The following is a 21,490-nucleotide window of genomic DNA, read 5'->3' on the forward strand; positions in this document are numbered from 1 at the left end:
CGGCGATCTCGAAGATCCGCCGGCTCTGCCGCCCGATGATGGTGATCTGGCCGGCGCGCTCCAGCCGCCGCAGCTCATAGTCGATTTGGCCGGGATTGCGGCTGAGCCGGTGCCCCGCCGCCTCCAGCGCCGCCGTCAGCTCGGGAGCCGAGGGCGTCGGCGCCCCCTCCTCCGCCGCGGCTGCGATGATGGCGAGCAGCGCCCGGCTGCGGTCGCTGAGCGGGACCGGGACCCCGTCGCCCATCAGGCGCCCGTCCCCGGCACCGACGTCGCCGCCGGGTCGACAGGGGTGAAGGCCGAACCGGTCGCCAGCACGCAGGCGCCGCCGGTGGGCTGGATGCCGAGCACGGTGAAGCTGGCGCCGTCGGCCGAGGCCAGGACCTCGATGACAAAGCCGCGGTCGGACAGCATCCGCACCACCGGCGCCTCGTGATAGCGCTCGTTGAGCGCCGCGGCCACGATCTCATAGGGCGCGCAGGGGCTTTCCGCCTGAGCGGCCGCCGGAGCCGGCTGGAGCGCGGACAAAGCGAGGGCGAGGCCGGCCATCGGGCCGGCCGACAGGGATGCGAGGGACATGGCGGAACTCCGGAAAGGAAGGGCGGTCAGCCGGGCCGCCACGGTCCGTTGCGGATGGACAATCAGCCGGCGTCGTCGCCGAGGCGCGGCGGCGCCGGGCTGTCCGGCAGCCGCGGGATCACCCGGATGGGCCTTCGGACGGGATGAAATCGATCAGAGCCACATGATAAGAATTCCCCATTCCGGGGAATTAAGTCAAGTCAATCTTTCCCATAATGGGGAATTGCCAATCCGATCAGATCCGTTAAGATCCCCATAATGGGGAATGGATTGAAACAACTGCGTCAGGCCCGGGGCTGGACGCATGAGCAGGCGGCCGAGGCCATGGGCGTCTCGCGCGGCCAGCTCATCAAGCTCGAGCGCGGCGAACGGCGGCTGACCGCCGACTATATCCGGCTGGCCGCCGACGCCTTCGGCGCCAGCGAGCTGGAGGTGCTGGGCACGCCGCGCACCGTGCGCCTGGTCGGCAAGGTCGGCGCCGGGGCCGAGGTGCATCTGTTCGACGGCGACATGTCGTCCGAGCGGATCGACGAGGTCGAGGCCCCGCCCGGCGCGGACGAGGCGACGGTGGCGGTGATCGTCGAAGGCGATTCCATGTTCCCGCGCTATCTCGAGCGCGAGACGATCTACTACCGCCGGGCCGACGCCGCCGGCGACCCGGCCGGCCTGATCGGCCGCGAGGTGGTGGTCCGGCTCGCCGACGGCCGCACCTTCGTCAAGGTGCTGCGCCGCGGCTCCAGCCCCGGCTACTTCACCCTCGACAGCTACAACGCCCCGCCGATGGAGGATGTGGTGGTCGAATGGGTGGTGCCGGTGAAATGGGTGAAGCGGGACTGAACCCAGGCCACTGCCGTCCAGACGGCAGACCGCCGGAACGATTGTGATCAAAAACCCATCACCATAGGTCAAATATGACCAACATGCATCTCCCATCCGGGCGATGCCGCCCGTCCCGTTCCGCGGCAGATTAGCCCGCTATGTCCGGCCGATTGCCGGCACGCCAGACTTGGAACGGGGGAATCATCATGCCGGTCCGGAAATGGGGCAGCGAGCAGGTCGTCGGGACCACGAGCGGCGCCAGCGGGGTGCGGGGGTTCGACGTCGCCGGCCTCGCCGACGGGGGCTACGTCGTGGTGTGGGAGGACACCAGCGCGCCCCGGCAGGTGCTGGCCCAGCGCTTCGACGCGCTCGGCAAGCCGGTCGGCGGCCAGATCACCGTGGTGAGCCTCGAGGGGTCCAGCGCAGTCTACTCCGAGCCGCAGGTCGCCGCGCTTTCTGATGGCGGCTTCGCCGTCTGCTTCACCTCCGCCAGCGGCAACGGCAATGCCTGGGTGAACCGGTATGCGGCCGACGGCACCTATCTGAACGGACAGGGCTTCGTCAACGGCGCCGTCGAGGAGAGCCAGGGAGCGGTCATCGCGTCCGAGACCGGCTACCGCTTCGTCTTCCAGGCCGGCGGCGATATCCGCATCGGCAACACTCTCGTCAATGACGATGCGATGGCCGGGGTCCAGGAAGGGCCGTCGATCGCCGAGATCGTCGACGGCACCCGCTATGTCGTCACCTGGGTCGATCACAACGGCGGCCACAACTATCGGTATCGGGTGTTCGAGGCGAACGGCACCGCCGTCACCGCCTCGCTCCAGGTCAACAACTCGCTCGGCGTCGGCGGGGCGGGCGATGACCCGGCCGTCGTGATCGGCCTGGCCAATGGCGGCTTCGTCATCGCCTGGTACGAGTTCTCGACTGCGCTGCAGGACCGGCAGGGCGTCAGCATCCACGCCCAGATCTACGACGGCGCCGGGGGCCAGGTCGGCAACGAGTTCGTGGTCAATTCGATGTTCAAGAGCCATCAGGCCTTCCCCGACCTGGTCGCCTTGCCGGATGGCGGTTTCGTCGCCGTCTGGTCCGATTCCGCCCTGGGCGTCAACAGCGCCGACTACAGCATCACCGGCCAGCGCTTCGACGCCTTCGGCGCCCGCGTCGGCACGCAGTTCACCGTCAACACCGCCACCGACGGCGCGAACGGCGAGTTCTATCCCCATATCTCGGCGCTGGCCGACGGCCGGCTGGTGGTGATCTGGCGGGGCCCCAACGAGGTCCGGACCCAGATCATCGATGTGCGCGACGGGCTGGTGACCGGCACCGAGGACGCCAACACCCTCTACGGCCATGACAAGGTCGCGGACGAGATCAACGGCCTCGGCGGCGACGACACGCTGAACGGCCTCAACGGCGACGACGCGCTCTATGGCGGCGACGGTGCCGACGTGCTGCGCGGCGGCGCCGGCGCCGACGATCTCGACGGCGGCGCGGGCACCGACACCGCCAGCTACTTCACCGGCGCAGCCGGGGTCTCGGTCAATCTCGCCACCGGCCTCGGCAGCGGCGGCGAAGCCCAGGGCGACACGCTGACCGGAATCGAGAATCTCTCCGGCAGCCAGGGCAATGACAGCCTGGTCGGCCACAGCGGCGCCAACACGCTGCAGGGCTGGAACGGCAACGACGTCCTGACCGGCTCCGGCGGCCAGGACACGCTCACGGGCGGGGCCGGCGCGGACCGCTTCGTCTACGGCAGCGCGGCGCAGAGCCCGGTCGGAGACGGCGCCGACCTGATCACCGATTTCAGCCATGCCCAAGGCGACAGGATCGACCTGGCGGCGATCGACGCCAGCACCGGCGCCGCCGGCGACCAGGCCTTCACCTTCATCGGCACCGCGACCTATTCCGGCGTCGCGGGACAGCTGCGCTATGCCTCGGGCGGCGGCGTCACCACGATCGCCGGCGACATCAACGGCGACAAGGTGTCCGACTTCCACATCCGGCTCACCGGCACCATCGCGCTCGTCGCCGGCGATTTCGTGCTGTAGCGACCGTGGGGAGAAGGGTGGCGACCCCGGCTGGACTCGAACCAGCGACCGTCCGCTTAGAAGGCGGAGCGAAGGCGAGACAGATCAACGGGCATTCCAACAATTCAGTCAGGAATGCACCTCGCCAAGCCATTGATTCCGGCTGCATTTTCCAAGCGGTTGGAACGCCATGCGGCCTCAGCGGATGACGGGCGCAACGGTGCCGGACTTAGACGACGCGTCTTGACCCGTTACGTAACGCTCACTATCTTTCCGTTACGTAACGGAGATTGCCATGCCCCTATCGAACGCAGAGCGACAGAAGCGGTTCCGCGAACGCCGCAAGGCTGAGCGCGCGGAGGCTACGAACGCATCCGGCGCGCCAGGCCGCAGCCTTCCTGACATCATCGCCGGGCTGCCGGACGAGCCGAAAGAAGGACTGGACGGCGATTCCCTTCGCGCGTTCGCTCGCGCCGAGTTGGCGCGGATCCAGAAGGATGCGATAGACCTCGTCGAAATTCTGCTCAGTGAGGATGTGAGCGAAGCCAGTGAGATCGCCACCTTGCTTGGGGTAGAAATCAACCCTGCCGGCGGGATTTCTGGTGCCGACCTATTTGACCATGCCAAGCGAGCGGGCTTCTCAAAGCGCGAGCTGGCGCGCTTGTCGGATCTCGCCGTCAACCGAGATCCGCTGAGTCTCTCGGGTGCCTATGCCTTCCGCCCCACGCTTGAACGGCTCGGTCTTTGGAAGGGAAGTGTTACGTAACGAGTATGCACCAAGACACCGCCGTGAGAGGGCGGTGTCCTACACACCAGAAATCCTCAGCCAGTCGAGTGGAGCGGATCAGGAGCAAGCGAGCACGAGGCCGGCACAGATGGTACATTAGACGCTACACTATCGCGTGACCGGCACATTCCATCGTCAGAGCCCCGACATAGATCCGATCTGTTTGAGCAAATTCCAGAGCATGCCGTGATAAACGTCGCCGAGCGGGTCCGGCCCAGAGAACTCTTCTCCAGGCTGCGCCACGCCGCGCCAGATAATTGTCAATCTAGCGGCAATCGCCGCACCACTTTCAGGTGAAAGCGTATTGATCAGGTTTTCGATCCGATCAATTTCAAGCTGGCCAGGGTCGTCGGCAGCATCATCTTGATTTAGAAGACGCTCTAAAAGCAGTCGATGCCGATCGAGGAGAGCGGCCACATCTATCGCCGCAAGCTCTGGGCCGCCGGGGCTTTGCGCACGGGGAGAACCCTCATCATGCTCTACCGCAATCTGTAGCGCAGCAAAGGGCTGAATTTGCGGTCGAGGGCTGCGCGCCGCAATCCGATCTGCAGCCACAGGGACAATGCCATCCTTCGAGAATTCTGACGTGGCGCTTGACGCGAGCAAATGGCTCTCCGTTTAAATGCTGCCAACCGGCAGCCAGGTGGATCGAGACTTACCTTTCCCCTGATACGCATAGCGGTCGCGTTCACCCGACCTGAGCCCACATTATACGCAAACTCTGTCGCGCGTCCTAGATGCGACAGAATTGAGTATCGTATTGATTCCCCACAATACGTGGGACGCAGCCCACGATTATTTTCTCTCAGGCCGTGGGGTGAAACCCACACCCGTGTGGCAAAACACAGATGTGAGTGAGTGCTTCGTCATACTAGAAACTCCGGCCCTGTCGACTTGCGTCGGAGCGGGCCGAATCGAGAGCGGCGAGCTGCGATGCAGACGGTGGCGCTTGGCGCGCCGCCGCTGTCCGTCCTATGCCTGTATGCTCCGGAGGGGGCGGAGCGTCTCGACGATCGACGAAGCCCATTTCAGCTGACGGATCGGCGTGCCGTTCCCGTGCCGCTTGCCCGTGTCCATCATGACGCCGCCGGCCTCGACACCCTTCGCCGTCGGCTCCCAATAGGTCCGGTCCTTCGCATCCCGGCCGCCGACCTGATATCCACACGCCTGGAGCAGATGATTGACGGCGATCGCCGACATGCCCAGCTCGCGGCCGATGTCGGTGGGCGTCAGCAGTTGCTCCTGCTGCGGTGCCGGCAACGCGGTCGCGCCCATGCTACCCAGCACATCGAAGCCCACCGCCAGCGCCGTCGCCCGGTTGGCTGCAAGGGCTGCCTGGTTGCCGCTCAGGCCGATCATTTTTGCGATGCCCAAGTTCTGCCGGAACTGCAGGCGCGCCTCCCGCGCCATCCGGAGGTCAGACACCGGAACTGTCGCCGGTGACGTCTCGCCCCTCTCATAGGCGTCGAACCGCTCGATGATCTCGATGGTAATCTCGGTCGAGGTCGGAGTGTCCGACTTCGCGGTGATGAAGATCGCTTGCTTCCGGTTGAGATAATGGGCGGTCGCAGGACGGCCGCCGAGCGGGCCCGCAGTTTCCGCCACCGTGGCGGAAACCCCCAGCGCTTCAAGCGAAGGCAGGTGGCGGCGGATCAGGTCGCGGATCTTGTGCGGGTCAGCGAACCCGAGCCGGATCGCCAGATCCAGGTCGCGAATGCGGGGCTCACCGTCAATCTCGTGGACGGCGAGATTGCCATTCCCGGCGATGCCGGTCATATTTCCATGCGTCATTGGCGGCTCCTGCTAAGCCGTTGATGGAAGGCCCCGGCTGGTAACCGGGTCCGCGAATTGGCGACGGGGTTGAGTTTCCTAGGCCCGGCCCCGTCGCCGCTCGATCTGACGAATCAGACGATAGCGCACAGTGGTCACGTGTCGCGAGTGCCGCAGTTCATTCTGGCTTCGTTCCACGACTCGGGTCGCAGAACCGACGAAGCCGAGGCATTGCAATCATCTGTCGTTCGATCCTGTCCTTGTATCTTGTCCGCTCCCCCAACCTGTTCCGCAACTGAAACAAATCAGGGGCGATCGAGGATTATGGGGATAACTCAGGCCGGCTGCGCATCGCGCTCGGCCTCTCGGCTCCGCTGGAGCCGAATTACGATCTCATTCGTGACCGATCGCAGGTTCTTGCCGGCCTGCTCCTCCAGCCATTTCTTGAGATCCGCATCCAAGCGCAGCTTGAACTGGGGATCGGTTTGCTTCATCTGCCCTCACAATGGTTAGGACCGGTAAGGTCCGTCGCGAAGACAATGTAAGCGCTCCGTTCGCCGATAATACTACTCCCTTAATTTTTATCTGGGCCCTACCCCAATGCCGCCGTGGCTTCTGGAGACTAGCCTTGTTCATCAATGGCTTCCGCTTGGCCGTTGATGAGCCTGTGTCGGCGACGCAACCGATTCGATAGCCACCAACCGATCGATTTGCCTTGTTGATGACCAATCACCGATCTCGCGGGCCGATTAACGCTTCGCGGCTGGCCGGCGGCCACCCGCACGGGTTCGAATCCCGAAAAGGGAGCCGCGCATTTTCAGAGACTTAGGCGTCCCGCCTTGCCGCCGGGGACCGTCCCGCCTACCCTACCCGCCTGGGGATCGTCACCACAGCCAGGCTGGGCACCATGGCGACTCCCAAGCGCAAATTCACAATCCGCCACTACTTCATCGAGCCGGGCGGCGACCGGGTGCTGAAGGCGAGTTCCAAGCTGCTCGACGGCATCATGGCCCGACGCAGGCACATACCCGATTGGGCCGGCATGAAGGTCCGCATGATCGAGGTCATCGCCAGGATTGCCGACGATCGGCTGCACATCGCCTCTCTCAAAGGCACCTACATGCACTTCGACGCGACCGGTCATTGGGACCAACCCAGGGAAGCGCAGGTGGCGATAGCCCACCTGGAGCTTGCGTACCCGGGCGATCTCCCGGACGATCACCATCGCCGTCGCTTTATCCAGAGACGGGTGGCCGCGAGCAGATGGCACGTGGGCGCCAAGATCCTCGCCGAGATCCAGAACGACGTCGAGAGCAGCGATCGGGCTCGGCGGGTGAAGGCGGTACCGCCCTGGCGATGGATGGATGGGCCCGATGACGTCACGGAGCCTGGCTAACTCTCAATGCCCCTCCTCTCTGACGCCGACCTCTGGCGCACGGCCGACATCATGATCGATAGCCACGGCTCGAACGCGCCGGCAGTGGCGACAGGTTGGGCGGAGTGGCTGGAGGCCTCGGGCGACGAGGAAGGTGCCGCGACCTGGCAGCTGATCGCGCAACGGTGCGAGGCGCTGCTGAACGAAGAGGGGACGAGGCAGTGATAGGAGATGAGACTGGCCGGCTCGCAGACGGCGCATTATATTGCAGCTGCTGCGGCGGCGTGGATGAACACGCAGCCCTGTGAGGTGGCCGAAAGGCTATAGAGAGAGTGAGCGCAAGCCCCTAGGAGCGGGTGACCGGAGTACCGGACGAGGGTAAAGAGTCTCAACTGGCGACCGGCCGAAGACAGGTTCCTTGATACGGCCGGAACATGAATCCGAAAAATTGCCAGGGAAGCGCCACATGCCGGTAACCAGCCCGGCCCGCAGCATTTGTCATCCTACAGCCAAGGCTGGGCTATGAGCCGGTCACGCCGCAAATCGCCCTTCTCCGCCATCACGACCGCGGCCTCCGACAAAGAGGACAAGGCTGCCGAGCACCGGCGGGAACGCCGGCAGGTCCGCGTGGCCATCAAGGACGGCGCCGAGACGCTGCCTGATCCTCGTGCCTTTGGCGATCCGTGGGATGCCGCGAAGGACGGCAAGCGCCGATTCGACCCGTCGCGCGAACCTCAGCTGCTTCGGAAGTAGCGTTGCCTCTCCGCCTCCTGATCGCCCTCCTCGTCCTCTCCTCCCCTGCCTTCGCCGCGGTCGAACTGATCGACGGCCAGCGGGTCCAGCTGAAGGGCATGCCGGTCCCGTGTGGGCTCAAGGCAGCCAGGAGGCCAAGATGGCCTCCTGGTGCCCGCGTGGTTACAGGATGAAGTCGCTTGCCGAGAGGACGTGCACGCCCGAGAGGCGAATCTGCATGTCGGCCGCGCCGTCCCCGTTGACGTCGACGAAGATGCCGGTCTGGAAGCCGGCGGTGACCGCGCGGACCTCACCCACATGGTGCCCGAAGGCGGCCGAGCCGATGAAGGTCCCGCCGCTGACGATCTCCGACAGGTCGATCTTATCGCCGGTCGCGAAATCGGTGATCAGATCGGCCTTGGCATAGCCGACGCCGCTGTCGGCGGCCGCCGAGAACACGAAGTTGTCGGCCCCGGCGCCGCCAGTCAGCGTGTCGGCCCCGGCCCCGCCGTTCAGCGTGTCGATGCCGTCGCCACCGAACAGCTGGTCCTTGCCGCCCCCGCCGCTCAGGTTGTCGTCACCGGTCCAGCCCGACAGCAGGTTGGCCCCGCCGTCGCCGATCATGATGTCGTTGAAGGCGCTGCCGGCGAAGTACTCGACACCGGAATAGGTGTCGCCGGCCGCGTCGCCGGTGTTGGCCGCGACGTTGCCCAGGTTCACCGTCACGCCGCTCGGTGCGTCGTCATAGTAGACGGTGTCGGTCCCGGCGCCGCCGATCAGCACGTCGGCTCCGCCGCCGCCGACCAGGCGGTCATTGCCGTCGCCGCCGTCGATGGTGTCGTTCCCGCCCTCGCCGAACAGGGAATCGGCCCCGGCGCCGCCGGCGATGATGTCGTCGCCGCCTTCGCCGGAAATCAGGTTGATGCCGGTGCTGCCGGTCAGGTTGTCGGCGAACTCGCTGCCGCGGATCGACTCGATGCTGGACAGGGTATCGCCGGTGGCGTCGCCGCCGCTGGCGGTCTGGGTCGACAGATCGACCGTCACCCCGGCGCCGGAGGTGAAGTAGTCGACCATGTCGCCGCCGTTGCCGCCCTGCAGCGAATCGGCTCCGCCCCCTCCGCGCAGGACATCATTCCCGGCGCCGCCGAGGAGGATGTCGTTGCCGCCCTGGCCGTCCAGGAAATCATCGCCGCCCTGGCCATTCAGGGTGTTGGCGGCGGCGCTGCCGCTGAGATTGTCGGCGCCGGTATCGGAGCCGAGCAGGTTAACGATGCCGACCAGCCAGTCGCCCTGGGCGTCGCCGCCAAAGCCCTGGGAGGCGCCGGTGAGCTGGATGTTGATGCCGAGGATCGGCAGGGTGAGGCTGAGGATCACCGACAGGTCGATGGTCACGCCGTCGACCGAGGTGGTGTAGTCCGCCGCGTCGATGCCTGACAGGGTGATGATCCCGGCCGCGTTGAGCAGGCCGCCGATAATCACATCGGCCCCGGCGCCGCCGCGGATCACGTCGTCACCGGACCAGCCGATGGCGATGTCGTCGCCGCCCAGTGCGTCCACGAAGTCGTTGCCGATGGCTTGGACGGGTCCGAGGATCAGGTTCGGCAGGATTTCGGCGCTATTGGTGCCAGTGAAAGTGGCCATGGTACTCCCTATCAATAATTTGAATCTGAGCGGGCTAGAGTTGAGCATCTGAATATGCGGTTCAACCTGAAAATTCCTATACCTTGGGCGATGCCCACGTCATAGACCGCGCGGGTGCCGAGCCTGGCCGCGTGGGAACGCCCACTAGCGCTGCCGGCGTTGATGCTGCATGGCAAAGGGTCACGACCCATCCGACTGGACGGTCAAATTCTCCGGCGACGAGGGCACCATCGCCAGCGAAGAGTACGCCGGCCGCTTCAGGGTGCGCCCCTCCGGCGTCGTCCAGATCATCTGGTCGCTGGGCAAGGGGCCGCCACCGAAAGAGGACGGCCCTGTCGGTCGCGCTGCCCAGGAGGCGATCGACGCCGCGATCAGGCCAAGAGCATGAACCGCCTAGCGGATCCTGCCGACCTTGGGTATCCATCGCCCATGAGCGACGCGCCCACCCCATCCAAGTCCTCCGACGTCCATTGGACACACTACTGCGAGCACCCCGGCTGCAGCGCTTGGGGAGCATTCGGCAGCCCAGGCCCGCGCGGTGAAACCGTCTGGCATTGCCAGGAGCATGACCCGTTCGGGGGGAGGGGGAGCGAGGGGCGGCGAGATGGCGGTTTAGTCAGGGAGTGACGTCGAGCGTTCTCTCGTCTAGCATTTGCTCCATATTTTATCGGAGCAGATTATGACCAAACCACTTCAGCCGGCCACCTATAGTGGCAATAATATCAATAACTTGAGTGGGAAAGCGCCTCCCCAGCCGGCCACCCCCAAACAGCTTGTTCTGGATATTGGCATCCAGATTCAAAAAGACGTGAACGGGATCGAGATGGGCGTGCTGGAGAACGGCATTCCGTACCTCACGCAGAACGGGCTAGCAAAACTGGCCGGGACAGCCAGAAGCGTTATCTACGACATTGCGCAAGAGTGGGCCGAACATTTCGAAGATCAGGTTCTCGGCAAGGATCGCTTCGCTTTCCTCCGAGAGTGCCTGTCACGAAATGGCTATAATGAACCTCAGCTATATATCGAGACGAAGCGAGACGGACAGGTTCATTATGCTTATCCTGATATTGTATGCATGGCTGTACTAGAATATTATGCCTTCGAAGCAAAAACAAAGAGCACTGCAGCGATTGATAGCTATAGAAGATTGGCGGCGTATGGACTTCAAAAATTCATTTATGATGCCCTTAATTACGTACCAGGAGATAAATGGAAATATTTCCACGATCGCGTTTCAATACTAAAGGACAGCGCGCCAGATGGATGCTTTATAATTTTCAATGAAATAACCGGCATGATTGCCGATCTCATTACAGCAAATCTGCCTGTAAACGACAAAACCATACCCGACATCAGCGTTGGCCAAGGCTGGGGCGACTACTGGAACACAAATGACCTTGAGGCAAAGTATGGGCCTAGAAGGAAGTTCGACCATAACTATCCGGAGTATTATCCGCAGGCCGCGAGCAATCCTCAAAAGCCCTGGGCTTATCCCGACGCTGCCCTTCCCGACTTCCGTGCTTGGTTCCGCCACGTGTATCTGCCGACTCGGTATCCGAAATATATCCTTACCAAAGCCCACCTGCTGGGAGGACAGCAGAAGGCCAAGGAAATCGCAGGCATGTATCAGCCGCTTCAGATCGAAAAGAAATAGGCGCACCCTGCTTCGCAGCCCCGCTTCGGCGTGGCTCTTCGTTTCAGGAGGCCAACGCTTCCCCGAACGCGAAACGTCCTCCAAATGGGGGATGACAGTTTCGTGAAATCCGGTCTGAATATCGCCGGATGCGAAGGCGTCCCCCGAGCATCCAGCCCGACCCGGCGGTGTCCCCCACCATGCTCCGGGTCGGGCTCCATTTCGAGGCGAGTCAGATGATGGTGGCGAGGCCGATAAGCCCCGCCACCCACCGCGCAATGGTATTCACGGCTTCTTCGCATGCCCGATGTTCAGGGCCAGGAAGTCGATGACCTTGCGCAGGATGGCGACGGCGCTGTCATCGGCAGGGGTTGGGGTCAGCGCGGCGATCATCGAGGCGGCGGTGACAACGGCGGTCGCGGTCGCGAGAATGCCGTCCCAGTTGGCCAGGATCCAGTTGAACACGCTTTGCTCCTCTCACGAAAAAGCCCGGCTCGAAGGCCGGGCTGGGATTGACGGGTTGTCGATCCAGTCGGGTGGCGGCTTGTATGCCGCCTTGGCCCGTTTCAGCGCCTCCTCGCGATCGGGGAGGCCGTTCAGGCCGCCATTGATCAGGCGGGTGACCGCACGGCAGTTGTCGGATTCCGCCCATGCGCCGATGTTCCGGTGCTGCCAGTAGAAGACGGCGATGCGGACGGAGGTCTCCGGATCCGCGGCAACGTCCGGGTTCTCTAACAGCGGCAGCCCCAGGTCGCGACCGGCGCGGTCGTAGTTGTTTGCTCCTGTGAGCTGGAAGAAGCCCCTGCCACGGTAGCGGTAGCCGTCGCCGTCCATCTGCGGGGTGTTGCCGAGATCCGTTCTGGTATCATACCGGTCGAAGTACGGTCGCTTGCCATACTCCACGAGCGTGTTGAACCGGTCAGTCTCGTGGCAGCCCTGCGCGAGGAAATGGATCGTCTGGAGTCGGCTATCGAGGATGCCGGCGGCGCCAAGATGCTTCTGTAGCGGGTCGACCAGCGCCGCCATGACGTCGGTCGGCTTGCGGCGGCCGGATATGGCGACGAGCTTGTCCAGGGTGATGATGAGGGTCATGGCAATTCTCTGGATCGTCAGTGCAGCCCCAGCAGCTTCATCAGCGCTGTCTTGGCCGGCTCGCCGAAGAGGCCGGCCGCTACCAGCAGAAGGGCGACAATGCCGCCCCAGCGGTGGCGCCCGACCTCGGTTTCCAGCGCCTCTACGCGCTCCCGGATGCCGAGCATTTGGTCGAGCTTGGCGTCTCGGACCCGCCCCTCCTGGCGCAAGTCCTCGATGGCGCTGAGGATCAGCGCTGTTTCGTTCGATGGCACGGGATCCTCCCTCGATGAGATGATCGTCACGTCCGCTGCGTCACGAGGGCGCGCAGCGTTCCGGACGCCAGATCGACGGCGGCGCCGGTGGGGTTGAACAGCACGGCGGTGACCGTGGCGGCGGTGCTGACGTAGCCCGTCAGGATCAGGCCCTGGATGTCGATGTTCATGCTGCACTGGACATGATCGCCGATGGCAGCGCCCGTCACCGTCAGGGTCGTGGTGGAGGACGCCCCGGCATTGATCGACGGCCAGTCAAAGGTCTTGTTCGCTGTGAGGGTCTTCGGGACCCATTCCCACTGCGTGTTGCCCGTGCCATAGGCCACGTAGACGCGCTGGTTGGTCGTGTCGACGCAGATCTGCCCGACGAATTCGGGCGCGGTCACGCCGATCGGCGACGCCGTGGTGACCCTGATCCGCGGCACCACGTCCCAGGACGTGTTGGTCGTCCCCGACGCCATGTAGGCCAGATTGTTCGTCGTGTCCGCATAGACCTGGCCGCGCGTCCATGGCGTGGTCACGCCAACCGGAGAGCCGGACCCGCTCAGCACCCGCAGGATGATGTCCCAATCGGTGTTGGCCGTGCTGTAGGCGATATAGACCCGGTTGTTGCCGGTGTTGACGTGGATCTGGCCGGCGAAATTGGCCGACACCGATCCAACCGGCGTTCCGGAGCTGAGCGACCGGACGATCATCTTGTTGCCGTCCGTGCCGCTGGACGGGTCGCCGCTCTTGTTGAAGGTCAGGTCGCCGTTGCTGTCCAGGAACAGGTTGCCGACGCCGAGCTTGATGCGCTGCACATTGTAGGCGGCGTTCGGCAGTGAGATGGTGCCGCGCACGTCGAGCGGCGCATCCGACGCCGGCAGCGTGGCGACCGTGTTCTGCCAGGCGCAGCCTTCCATCAGCACATCGCCAGGGCTCGTCCCGAAGAACACCGAGGTGGCGATAGCTGACGACGTGTCGTAGCAGCCGAGTAGCCGCGTGCCGGTCGAGTTCTGGATGTAGACCGCCACGTCGCTGGCCGCGGTCGAAGAGCAGACGTATCCTTCAAGCTGCGTCCGCGTGCAGGTGCCGCGCATCCAGAAGCAGCGGTTCGAGTTGGGCGACGCCGGGCCGGTTGCCTCGATATTGACGCCGCGGACATCGGTCGTGTCGATCAGGTTCCAAAAGCGGGCCACGACGTTGTCGACCTGGATGCCCCAATAGATCTGCTCCAGAGAGATCGACCGCGCATAGCTGTCGGAAAGGACAGGCTTATAGGACTTCGTCAGCCGAAGCTGGCTCTTGGAGGTGAAGCCGGTGAAGTGGCAATCCCGCGACCCCACGATCCAGGCCGATATGGAGTTCGAGCCCTTCTGGCGCCCGAGATTGGCGCCGCTGATGCGCACGTTCTGCGACCAGCCAGAATAGGGCGTCGAGAAGAAGTCGCCGAACAGCGGGTAGACGCCCTGGCTGGTGGTCGTGGTGGCGTCGTAGGAGATGAGGTCGCTGATCTGCGAGTCCACCAGCGACAGGAACTTGAAGTTCCCGTTGTCGGTGATCCCCTGCCCTCCCCGTACCTTCGGCTGCGCAATCTGCGCGCCCCAGACAAAGGACCAACCCAGCACCCGCGAATCCGTGCCGTCGTTGTCCAGCTTCGTGGCGTCATAGCGGACACCGACGCCATTGGTCACGGAGAGCAGCTTGGCATCGACGTTGTCGATGGTTGCGTCGGTGAAGTAATCGACAAAAAGCTGATCAATTCGGCCAGGGCCGATGATCCTGACATCTCGCGTCTGAGCAGCCTTGATGATGTAGAAGTCGGTGAAGTCGTACGACACCTGCTCCATCAGATTGATCTGGGTATCGCTGATGGCCTTCACGACCGCGCACTGATAGTACGCCTTCGGGAAATTGACATTGAGTGCCGGCGTCAGCGGCGGAGACTCGCCGGACAGCGCCCAATAGGTATCGGTGCCGTTGATATTCTCGATGATGATCAGGTCTCCGGCGCTGATGCCGAGCGTCAGGAAGCCTGAGCCGGCAATCGTGTCGGTGACGTCTCGCTGCAGCGTGCCGGCAAGCTTGGCGATGCCGCTGATCTTGCTGATCTTCCAATCCGGGTAAGCCCAGCGGGTCGGCGTGTCGATCGTGATGCCGGATCCGTCCGCGGAGACCACAAGGCCGAAATCGCGCCCGATCTCATTGCCGCCGGACGCGCTGGCAGCCTGAACCTGGACCACTACCCACTGGCCGGGGCTGTAGGCGCTGAAGTCGCCTGCGAAGGTGGTCGTGCCGACCGGGATGCTTGTGGTGGCGCCGATCACCGTGTCGGAGACATTGAACGGCCCGCGCGCGGTCTGCACGCGCCCCTGGAGATGGCCGTCGACCTGGAGGATCGCGCCATCCGGCAGGGTGACCGTGTCATGCACGAAATCGCCCGGCGGGATATAGACCGGCTTGCCGGTGTTCAGGGCCGCCTGAATGGCGGTGGCATTGGCTGCGGCAGAGCCCGAAGTGCTGGCGCCAGATCCCAGAATGTTCATCGCGCCGCCGATGAGGGGCTGGATCGCCTCGATTTCGGTCTTGGCCGCCTCGAAGTTCGCACGCACGCTGGCGGTGGTGGCCAAGCCGCTTTCCGGCTTGGTCGGGTCGATGTTCGAAGCCATGATCAGCCAATCCGGAAGATGGAGACGGAGACGCGGTCTGGGTCGAAAGCGCCCATGCTCGAATTGCCGGACATGGTTGAGATCTGGACGCTCGTGGATGTCCGGGAGCCGCTGACGACGTTTGCGTTGTTGCCGCTGCTCGTAACGGGGACGTCCATCTCGATCGCGACGAAGTAGTCACCCGAGATGGAGGGGAATGTGATGGTGTAGAGGCCGACGCCGTTGCGGGTGACAGCGGCGCCGTTGAACGCGGCAAGTAGAGATCCGCCCCCACTGAAGGCCACGGATGCCCAGACGATGCGTGGGGTTCCGGAGGTGGTGAGATTGCTGAGCTGCTTGTTGGCGACGTTCAGGGCGGCATTTAGGTTCCCGCTCGTGTCGGAAACCTCCACCAGATTGCTTTGGGACGTGCCGACATTCCGAACGGCCGCTTCGCCGAGAACAGTGTTCAGGCTGATGATCTGGAATGTCGAGCCAAGGTCGACGGCGAGATAGGGGGAGCCCGCCACGATGTAGCCGACCGGCAGGAGCGCATTGCCCTGCAGCCGGATCGCCTTCGGTCCTTTCGCGCTGACCGAGAGCGTCGGGCTCGTGGTGGTGCTGGTGGCATGGGCGATGAAGGCATAGGTGCGCCCGGTCAGATAGGACGGGATCGGCGGATCGGGGCTGAGTGTGTATGCCGAGCCGCTTCCGGCCGTGGTTCCGCCTGCACCGTTGTAGGCGATCGCCACGAGCTGATCCCGCCGCACCGCATCGGCATCAGCAGTGCCGGCGGCGACGTTCGTGACCTTCTTGCCGCCCATATTCAGGTCGGCCTGCATCCCCCCCTTGCCGCTTCGGCTCAGGCTGTCGGTCAGCGCCGCGGCCTCATCGTTGGCGAGGTTGTTGTAAGCTGACGAGCTGATGACCTGGCCGGTGACGGCGGTCGTTCCGGCCGGCTTGGTATAGGTGCCGCTGGCGTCTCTCGGCATGCGGGGCTCCAAAAGAAAAGGCCCCGCTGGGTGGCGGGGCCTGGATCTGCTATGCTGGGCGGATGGGCAAAGAGATTGAGCGTCCGGCGACCTTCGCCGAATTTTGTTCGCGCTATGATCCCGAAACTGGCGTGTACGATGTGGTCGCCCCAACTGCGGGGCAGCCGGCCATCAATTGGCTTCCTGCGGCGCGATGGCTCGGCCGGACGCTGTTGACGCTCCTCCTAGCAGAGTTGCTAGCATGGCTCGTCGGATCTGCTCTCGGTTTGCATTTGACTGTCCTTGGCGCGCTAGTCGGCCGATGAGCGCGCGCTGAAGCGGCTCTTCGGTCGTGAACAGCCCACGGCCAATGTCCGCCGCCACGTCTTCCGACAGGCCGACCGACCGGCCATAGCCTCGGGTGAGCAGATGCCCCGCGGCGCCGGTCAGACCGCCACCGCGGTAGGCGTTCAGAAGGCCCATCGTTGCGCCTAGGCGACCCTCCGAGCCTGCCGCGTCCGCCTGCTCCGCCATGATGCGCGCTGTCGGGGAGCCACCGCCGATCACGTTGTTGCGGCGCTGGATCGTGCCGATCGCCTGCATGTCACGCTGCAGGCGGCCGAACTGCTCCGGATCGAGGAACGCCTGGAGCTTCTGGGCGAAGTCCGGCGACTGGTTCATCAGGCGCTGCAGCTGGCCAAGGCGCCCCTCCCCCACCATCCGGGAGAGTTCCTCTCCGACGCCAAGGCGGAAGAGCTGCTGGTCACCCTCGCTGAGACGGGCGAAGCGCTCGATCATCGCGTCCGGCTCACCGCGGATGAAATTCCGGCCGGCATTGACGGCGTTCATGCTCTCGGTGGGACCGGCCCAGGCAGCCCGGGCGGCGCTGTACTCCGGCGGCCCGGCCTCATCCAGGGTGCTGACCCAGGCACGCCGCACCATCTCAATAGCTCGCCCGCGCTCATCCAGGTTCAGGCGACGGGTGACCGGGTCGCGGTAGTCCTCCAGGATCGCATCGAGGCCGCGCTTGGCGCTGTCCAGCAGGCGCATGTTCGGCACGCCGCTGATGATCGGATCGCCGGCCTCATTAAAACCGGTGATGCCGTAGTCCATCGGATCAAAGCGCCGATTCTGGGCGAGCGCCTCAAGGCGTTGGATTTCCATACCGCGACCGATGCCCTGCCGGATGATCGGATCCTGCAGGAAGCCCTGGATGCGGTCGTTCGTCACCGCCTGACCGCGCTGGAACGCCTGCTCGTAGAGCGGGGCGGCCTCTGCCGCCCGCTGCTGGGCCAGCTCCTGCACTGATTGGCCAGCGGCTCCGCGCGGTGCCACGGCACGCGACATAGCGTTCTGCGCCAGATACGGCACCTCTGCCCGGCTGCCGGCGACGAACTGTTCCGCCTGCTGCGACGCCTGGCCAGGAGCCGATGCGGCGAGACGGCCGAGACGGGTCATGTTGCTGCCGGCCACGTCCATCAGCGACAAGGGAATGCCAGCTGCGCGCGCGTCGGCAAGTTCATTCGCCAAGTCGTCGATGGTGCGGCCTGTGCCTTCCAGGTCGCGCCGGAGATAGTTCGACATAACGTTGGCAGCCTTGGCCTCCTGGTTCCCCAGGCCCGGCGCCACGGCATTCATCGCACGACTACCAAGCTGGGAGATGCCAGAGATAGCCAGCGGAACGCCGGCGCCGAGCGCCCCACCGATCGTACCGCCCGCGAGGGCGCCGATCAGGCGTTCATACGGGCCGCCTTCCGCGCTCGCGCCTCCAGCGACAGCGCCCATGCCAGCCGCCTGCGCAGTGCCTCGCAGGAGAGACGGCACCTGTCCCGCCATGCCGCCGGCGACCGACCCCAGGCCGCCAACCACGTTCAGGCCGATATTGGCGATCGGATGCTCTTCGCCCCATGCCTGCTGCCGGCCGCGGATCTGCTCCAGGTTGCGGCTGTAGTCGCTCTGCTGGCCGGTGACGAGGGATGACAGCCCATTCGGGCTCTTGCCGGTGATCGAACGCCCGATGGCGTCGCCGAGCGCGCCACCTGCCGCCCCGACCTCATCCGCCAGTCCAAGCGTCGCGCCCTGCCGTAGCGCGTCTGTGGGGCCGCCGATGAACTGCTGGATGCCCGTCAGCTGACGCGACAGCCAGCCCTGATCCTGCGCCGGAGCCTTTCCGGTCATCGGATCGACATCAGGCGACGCCGGAGCCGGGCCGGCCTGCTGCTGGGCGTACTGCTTCATAACCCGGTCGATGACAGACGGATCCGTCCCGTCCGGGAACTCATGCGTCACGCCATCGGCCGACTGCGCCTGGATCATTGGATGCGGTTCCCCTGCGCGTCGTAGCGGAGGACGGTGCTGGGCTGAGCCGGCGGCGCGACCTGCTGCGGAACGCCTGCTGACGGAGCTGCGGGCGTCGTGGCAGGCATCGGCGGCTGATAGCCTGGCTTGTAATAGTCGCCCGTCCGAAGGTCGCGGGACTGCGCTCCAGCCAGCCGCATGCGGTTTTCCACAGCGATCTTGGCACGCTGCAGGACCGCCCGCCGCTCAGCGTGGGTCAGATTCCCAGCGCCCTGCATGTCCAGCAGGATCTTGCGCTCACCCTCGGTGGGGTTGCCGCCGAAAATGACCTTCAGCTGATCCAGCGCCGTTTGTGTGATCAGCGTGTTCATTTCCGTCGTCGCCGCGGCTGATGTCGAATCGAACAGCCGGTTGTAAAGCTGCTCAGCACCAGCAAGCGGGCCGCTCGCGGCCTGATCATTCAGTTCCAACGCGCGGTCAAGCGCCTGCATCGCCGATTGAGTACCCATGAGTCCCTGATCAGCAGTGCGGATCGCTTCCTGGTTCGAGGCCGTGTTAAGGTTAATCGTCGTGCCGCTGCCGCCGATCTGAAGAACCTTGCCGTCCGGCCCGATCTGAAAGGCGCCTTCCGCCGGCAGCCCGCGCGCAGCCTTTTCATCGGCCGACAGCGTGTGGAATTGCTGCTGCGAGAAGTCGGCCATCACCTGACCGGTTCGCGGGTTGACGAGCCGGTTGTTGACCTCGATGCCGTTGATCGGCTGGTCCATCTTCAGGGCCTGGCCGATGACCATGCCGGCAACCTGCTTCTGCCCCTCGTCGGCCCACGGATCGGAAAGGATGGCGAACGCGGCCTGCATCACCTCCGGCGTGAACTGCGGTCCCTGCTGCTGGGACTGCTGGGGCGCCGGCATGGTGTCCGGCCCGGCGCCGCCTCGCATTGCATCCTGGCCCGTGCCGCCGCCGATAAGGCCGTCACCGTTCATGTCGGCGTATTTGACCGTCTCGGCCGGGAGCGGCCGGCCGCGGTTGACGAACTGGTCGGTGCGCCCCGGGCCGGCATTGTAGGCGGCCCGCGCCAGCTCCGGGTCGCCACCGTAGCGGCCAAGCTGCGCCTGGTAGTAGGCGGCGCCCAGCGCCTCGTTGTATTGAGGGTCGTTCCGGAACCGCTGCTCGTCCCATGGCAAGCCGGCCAGCTGCGCGGCCTCCGGCCCGGTCGCCGGCATCACCTGGGCAATGCCGATCGCGCCTGCGGGGCTGGTCAGGGGCTGGCCGTTGCGGTCGAACTGACGGCCGCCGCTCTCCATCCGGACCATGTCAGGCGGCAGCTTGCCATAGACCATGTCGGTGCCGGCGCCGCCTGCGATCTGATCCTGACCAGCGCCAGCCGCCAGGTTCCCCGTTGCCTGCTGAACCGTGTAGTCGGTCGGCGTCGGGATTACCCCGGCCTCCGGCGCTAGCGGCATCGCAGAGGAGCCAGGGCCGTAGCCCATCGGCTGTGCGCTTTCCATCGGCGGCTGCATGCCACCGCCCACCGGCGGCGCGGCGCCGATTGGCGGCAGCGGCTTCGTGTCGACGGTGCCGAGCGGCGGAGCGCCCCGAGCGGTGGCGATGGCATCCTGCAGCGAGGGCGCCGACGTGGCGGCGGTCTTCCCGCGGCCCGACAAGGCATCAACCAGCTTCGACAGCGCCTGCCCTGACCTGACGCGTTCCGTGTCCGCCCGGTCCTGGTTCTTCGTCTTCTGCCAGCCCAGCAGGCCGGCCGTCGCCACCTTGGCGAGGCCGTCCAGGACGCCGGTGGTGCGCGTTTGCAGCACGGACGCCAGCAGATCGCGATACTGTGCGTCCTTGTCCTTGAAGGTCTGCGGCGAGAAGCCGGAGCCCGGCGTGACCGGGGCAATGGGCGGCGCAGCCGGCGCGACCGGCGGCTCATAGACAATGCCTGCCATTCGATCCCCCGATCAGGCGACCATGCGATAGTCGACGTGCTTCCAGCCGTCGATTTCGGCCACGGCCGCCGGGATGACCCGCTCGACGTCCTGCGCCATGACGCCGATCTGAGGCGGGCCGCCAGCGCGATAGCGGAACTCGTAGAGAGGGATGCCGGCCTCGGTCTCACCGATGCGCCGGATGTCCGTCTTCAGCCGCCGATCCGAAAGCCACGCCATCGCCGCGGCCGAGCCGAGACCGAACAGCCCGTTCATGGTGTTGTTCGCGTTCTGCTGCTGTTGCTGCCACTGCTGCATCTGGGCGTTGTACTGGTTCTGCATGGCGCCCTGGATGTCCGGCGCCTGGATGCTCGGCGACGACGACTGCGGCGCCGATGCCGTCTGCGGCACGCCACGGCCCGACAGCGCCAGCGCCTCGTTCACGAGCTGGTTGCGCGCCTGCAGTCCCGTCAGCACCGACTGGTTGCGCGCCTGGGCATAGGCGTCGTTCCTGCTGCGGCCCATCTGGTCCATGGCGCTGCTCCAGGCCGCCGAGCCGCGCGTGATGCCCTGGTTCGCCAGTTGGTTCTCCAGGTTGCTCTGCTGGGTCGCCCACTGAGGATCCAGGCGCGAGGCGTAGTTCTGGTAGACCGCGTCCTCGTACCTGCCGGTGCCGAGATTGCTCAGCGTGTCGCCGGCCTGGGCGTTCATGTTGGCCGACAGCGCGTTCTGTTGGTCCAGCAGGAACTGCTGCTCTGGCGACAGGACGATGTTCTGCTGCCACCGGCCATCGCCCAGGTTCTTGTTGACCACGCTGTAGTAGGGATTGGTGACGTCGGTGCGCCCCATCCCGTTCGTGATCATGCCGGCGATGACATTCGCGTTGAGCTGGGCATCCGCGCTCTCGTAGGGATCCGGAGCCTGCGGCGCGCTCCCGCCTCCGCCCTTCCCGCCGCCCAT

The 21,490-nt window shown here is 65.0% G+C and carries 22 protein-coding genes and 1 tRNA gene; 8 read left to right on the forward strand and 15 right to left on the reverse strand.

Features of this window, described 5'->3' with window-relative positions:
- Positions 1-244, reverse strand: a 244-nt coding sequence (locus tag P409_RS02920) for a hypothetical protein (RefSeq protein ID WP_034831562.1), incomplete at its 3' end; no start/stop codon positions are given.
- Positions 244-576, reverse strand: a complete 333-nt coding sequence (locus P409_RS02925) for a hypothetical protein (RefSeq protein WP_034831563.1) — start codon at positions 574-576, stop codon at positions 244-246. The genes P409_RS02920 and P409_RS02925, both read right to left, overlap by 1 nt.
- A gap of 270 nt (positions 577-846) precedes the next feature.
- Between P409_RS02925 and P409_RS02930 the strand changes: the two genes are divergently transcribed.
- Together P409_RS02930 and P409_RS35990 are read left to right on the forward strand one after the other, a co-directional pair.
- Positions 847-1,413, forward strand: coding sequence for a LexA family transcriptional regulator (locus P409_RS02930; protein WP_202964531.1), 567 nt, complete (start codon positions 847-849; stop codon positions 1,411-1,413).
- A gap of 188 nt (positions 1,414-1,601) precedes the next feature.
- Positions 1,602-3,446 carry a calcium-binding protein gene (locus P409_RS35990; RefSeq protein WP_052119960.1) on the forward strand — a complete coding sequence of 615 codons (1,845 nt, stop codon included), beginning with the start codon at positions 1,602-1,604 and terminating at the stop codon, positions 3,444-3,446.
- 18 nt (positions 3,447-3,464) lie between these two features.
- On the opposite strand, the gene P409_RS37725 is transcribed toward P409_RS35990, so the two are convergent.
- A tRNA-Ser gene (locus P409_RS37725) sits at positions 3,465-3,572 on the reverse strand.
- A gap of 148 nt (positions 3,573-3,720) precedes the next feature.
- Here P409_RS37725 and P409_RS02940 point away from each other — a divergent pair.
- Positions 3,721-4,191 (forward strand): hypothetical protein, encoded by a 471-nt coding sequence (locus P409_RS02940; RefSeq protein ID WP_034831565.1) that lies wholly within the window; start codon positions 3,721-3,723, stop codon positions 4,189-4,191.
- A 156-nt stretch (positions 4,192-4,347) separates the two neighbouring features.
- On the opposite strand, the gene P409_RS37730 is transcribed toward P409_RS02940, so the two are convergent.
- The 3 genes from P409_RS37730 to P409_RS36850 form a co-directional block, all read right to left on the reverse strand.
- Positions 4,348-4,818 carry a hypothetical protein gene (locus tag P409_RS37730; protein ID WP_152613220.1) on the reverse strand — a complete coding sequence of 157 codons (471 nt, stop codon included), beginning with the start codon at positions 4,816-4,818 and terminating at the stop codon, positions 4,348-4,350.
- Between the two features lie 366 nt (positions 4,819-5,184).
- Positions 5,185-5,988, reverse strand: a complete 804-nt coding sequence (locus tag P409_RS35995) for a Rha family transcriptional regulator (protein ID WP_052119961.1) — start codon at positions 5,986-5,988, stop codon at positions 5,185-5,187.
- Between the two features lie 329 nt (positions 5,989-6,317).
- Positions 6,318-6,476, reverse strand: a complete 159-nt coding sequence (locus P409_RS36850; RefSeq protein WP_081991180.1) for an Arc family DNA-binding protein — start codon at positions 6,474-6,476, stop codon at positions 6,318-6,320.
- 413 nt (positions 6,477-6,889) lie between these two features.
- Between P409_RS36850 and P409_RS02955 the strand changes: the two genes are divergently transcribed.
- The 3 genes from P409_RS02955 (at position 6,890) to P409_RS02965 (ending at position 8,110) form a co-directional block, all read left to right on the forward strand.
- Entirely contained in the window at positions 6,890-7,378 is a 489-nt protein-coding gene (locus P409_RS02955) for a hypothetical protein (RefSeq protein ID WP_034831566.1), read from the forward strand.
- Between the two features lie 6 nt (positions 7,379-7,384).
- Positions 7,385-7,582, forward strand: a complete 198-nt coding sequence (locus P409_RS02960; RefSeq protein WP_034831567.1) for a hypothetical protein — start codon at positions 7,385-7,387, stop codon at positions 7,580-7,582.
- A 297-nt stretch (positions 7,583-7,879) separates the two neighbouring features.
- Positions 7,880-8,110 carry a hypothetical protein gene (locus tag P409_RS02965; RefSeq protein ID WP_034831568.1) on the forward strand — a complete coding sequence of 77 codons (231 nt, stop codon included), beginning with the start codon at positions 7,880-7,882 and terminating at the stop codon, positions 8,108-8,110.
- A gap of 162 nt (positions 8,111-8,272) precedes the next feature.
- Here the strand turns inward: P409_RS02965 and P409_RS37735 are convergent, their stop codons facing one another.
- On the reverse strand, positions 8,273-9,730 hold the full coding sequence (locus tag P409_RS37735) for a calcium-binding protein (protein WP_052119962.1): 1,458 nt from the start codon (positions 9,728-9,730) through the stop codon (positions 8,273-8,275).
- A 169-nt stretch (positions 9,731-9,899) separates the two neighbouring features.
- Between P409_RS37735 and P409_RS02975 the strand changes: the two genes are divergently transcribed.
- Together P409_RS02975 and P409_RS36870 are read left to right on the forward strand one after the other, a co-directional pair.
- Complete coding sequence (locus P409_RS02975; RefSeq protein ID WP_034831569.1) at positions 9,900-10,118, forward strand: hypothetical protein; 219 nt, start codon at positions 9,900-9,902, stop codon at positions 10,116-10,118.
- A gap of 291 nt (positions 10,119-10,409) precedes the next feature.
- The gene (locus tag P409_RS36870; protein ID WP_202964532.1) at positions 10,410-11,384 is read left to right on the forward strand and encodes a hypothetical protein; all 975 of its coding nucleotides are present in this window, start codon (positions 10,410-10,412) and stop codon (positions 11,382-11,384) included.
- Between the two features lie 264 nt (positions 11,385-11,648).
- Here the strand turns inward: P409_RS36870 and P409_RS02980 are convergent, their stop codons facing one another.
- The 8 genes from P409_RS02980 to P409_RS03015 form a co-directional block, all read right to left on the reverse strand.
- Positions 11,649-11,828: a hypothetical protein gene (locus tag P409_RS02980; protein WP_034831570.1), complete on the reverse strand. Its 180-nt coding sequence runs from the start codon at positions 11,826-11,828 to the stop codon at positions 11,649-11,651.
- A 12-nt stretch (positions 11,829-11,840) separates the two neighbouring features.
- Positions 11,841-12,455, reverse strand: coding sequence for a glycoside hydrolase family 19 protein (locus tag P409_RS02985; RefSeq protein WP_052119963.1), 615 nt, complete (start codon positions 12,453-12,455; stop codon positions 11,841-11,843).
- 17 nt (positions 12,456-12,472) lie between these two features.
- Positions 12,473-12,709, reverse strand: a complete 237-nt coding sequence (locus tag P409_RS02990; protein ID WP_152613222.1) for a hypothetical protein — start codon at positions 12,707-12,709, stop codon at positions 12,473-12,475.
- Between the two features lie 26 nt (positions 12,710-12,735).
- Positions 12,736-15,357: a hypothetical protein gene (locus tag P409_RS02995; RefSeq protein WP_034831572.1), complete on the reverse strand. Its 2,622-nt coding sequence runs from the start codon at positions 15,355-15,357 to the stop codon at positions 12,736-12,738.
- A gap of 2 nt (positions 15,358-15,359) precedes the next feature.
- Positions 15,360-16,328: a hypothetical protein gene (locus P409_RS03000; protein ID WP_034831573.1), complete on the reverse strand. Its 969-nt coding sequence runs from the start codon at positions 16,326-16,328 to the stop codon at positions 15,360-15,362.
- Between the two features lie 171 nt (positions 16,329-16,499).
- Positions 16,500-18,623 (reverse strand): hypothetical protein, encoded by a 2,124-nt coding sequence (locus P409_RS03005; RefSeq protein ID WP_034831574.1) that lies wholly within the window; start codon positions 18,621-18,623, stop codon positions 16,500-16,502.
- The gene (locus tag P409_RS36000) at positions 18,620-20,551 is read right to left on the reverse strand and encodes a transglycosylase SLT domain-containing protein (protein ID WP_052119964.1); all 1,932 of its coding nucleotides are present in this window, start codon (positions 20,549-20,551) and stop codon (positions 18,620-18,622) included. Before P409_RS36000 ends, P409_RS03005 begins: the two co-directional genes overlap by 4 nt.
- 12 nt (positions 20,552-20,563) lie before the next feature.
- Entirely contained in the window at positions 20,564-21,490 is a 927-nt protein-coding gene (locus P409_RS03015) for a tail fiber domain-containing protein (protein ID WP_052119965.1), read from the reverse strand.

This window comes from Inquilinus limosus MP06 (assembly GCF_000767795.1).
GTDB classification, from domain to species: Bacteria; Pseudomonadota; Alphaproteobacteria; order DSM-16000; family Inquilinaceae; genus Inquilinus; species Inquilinus limosus_E.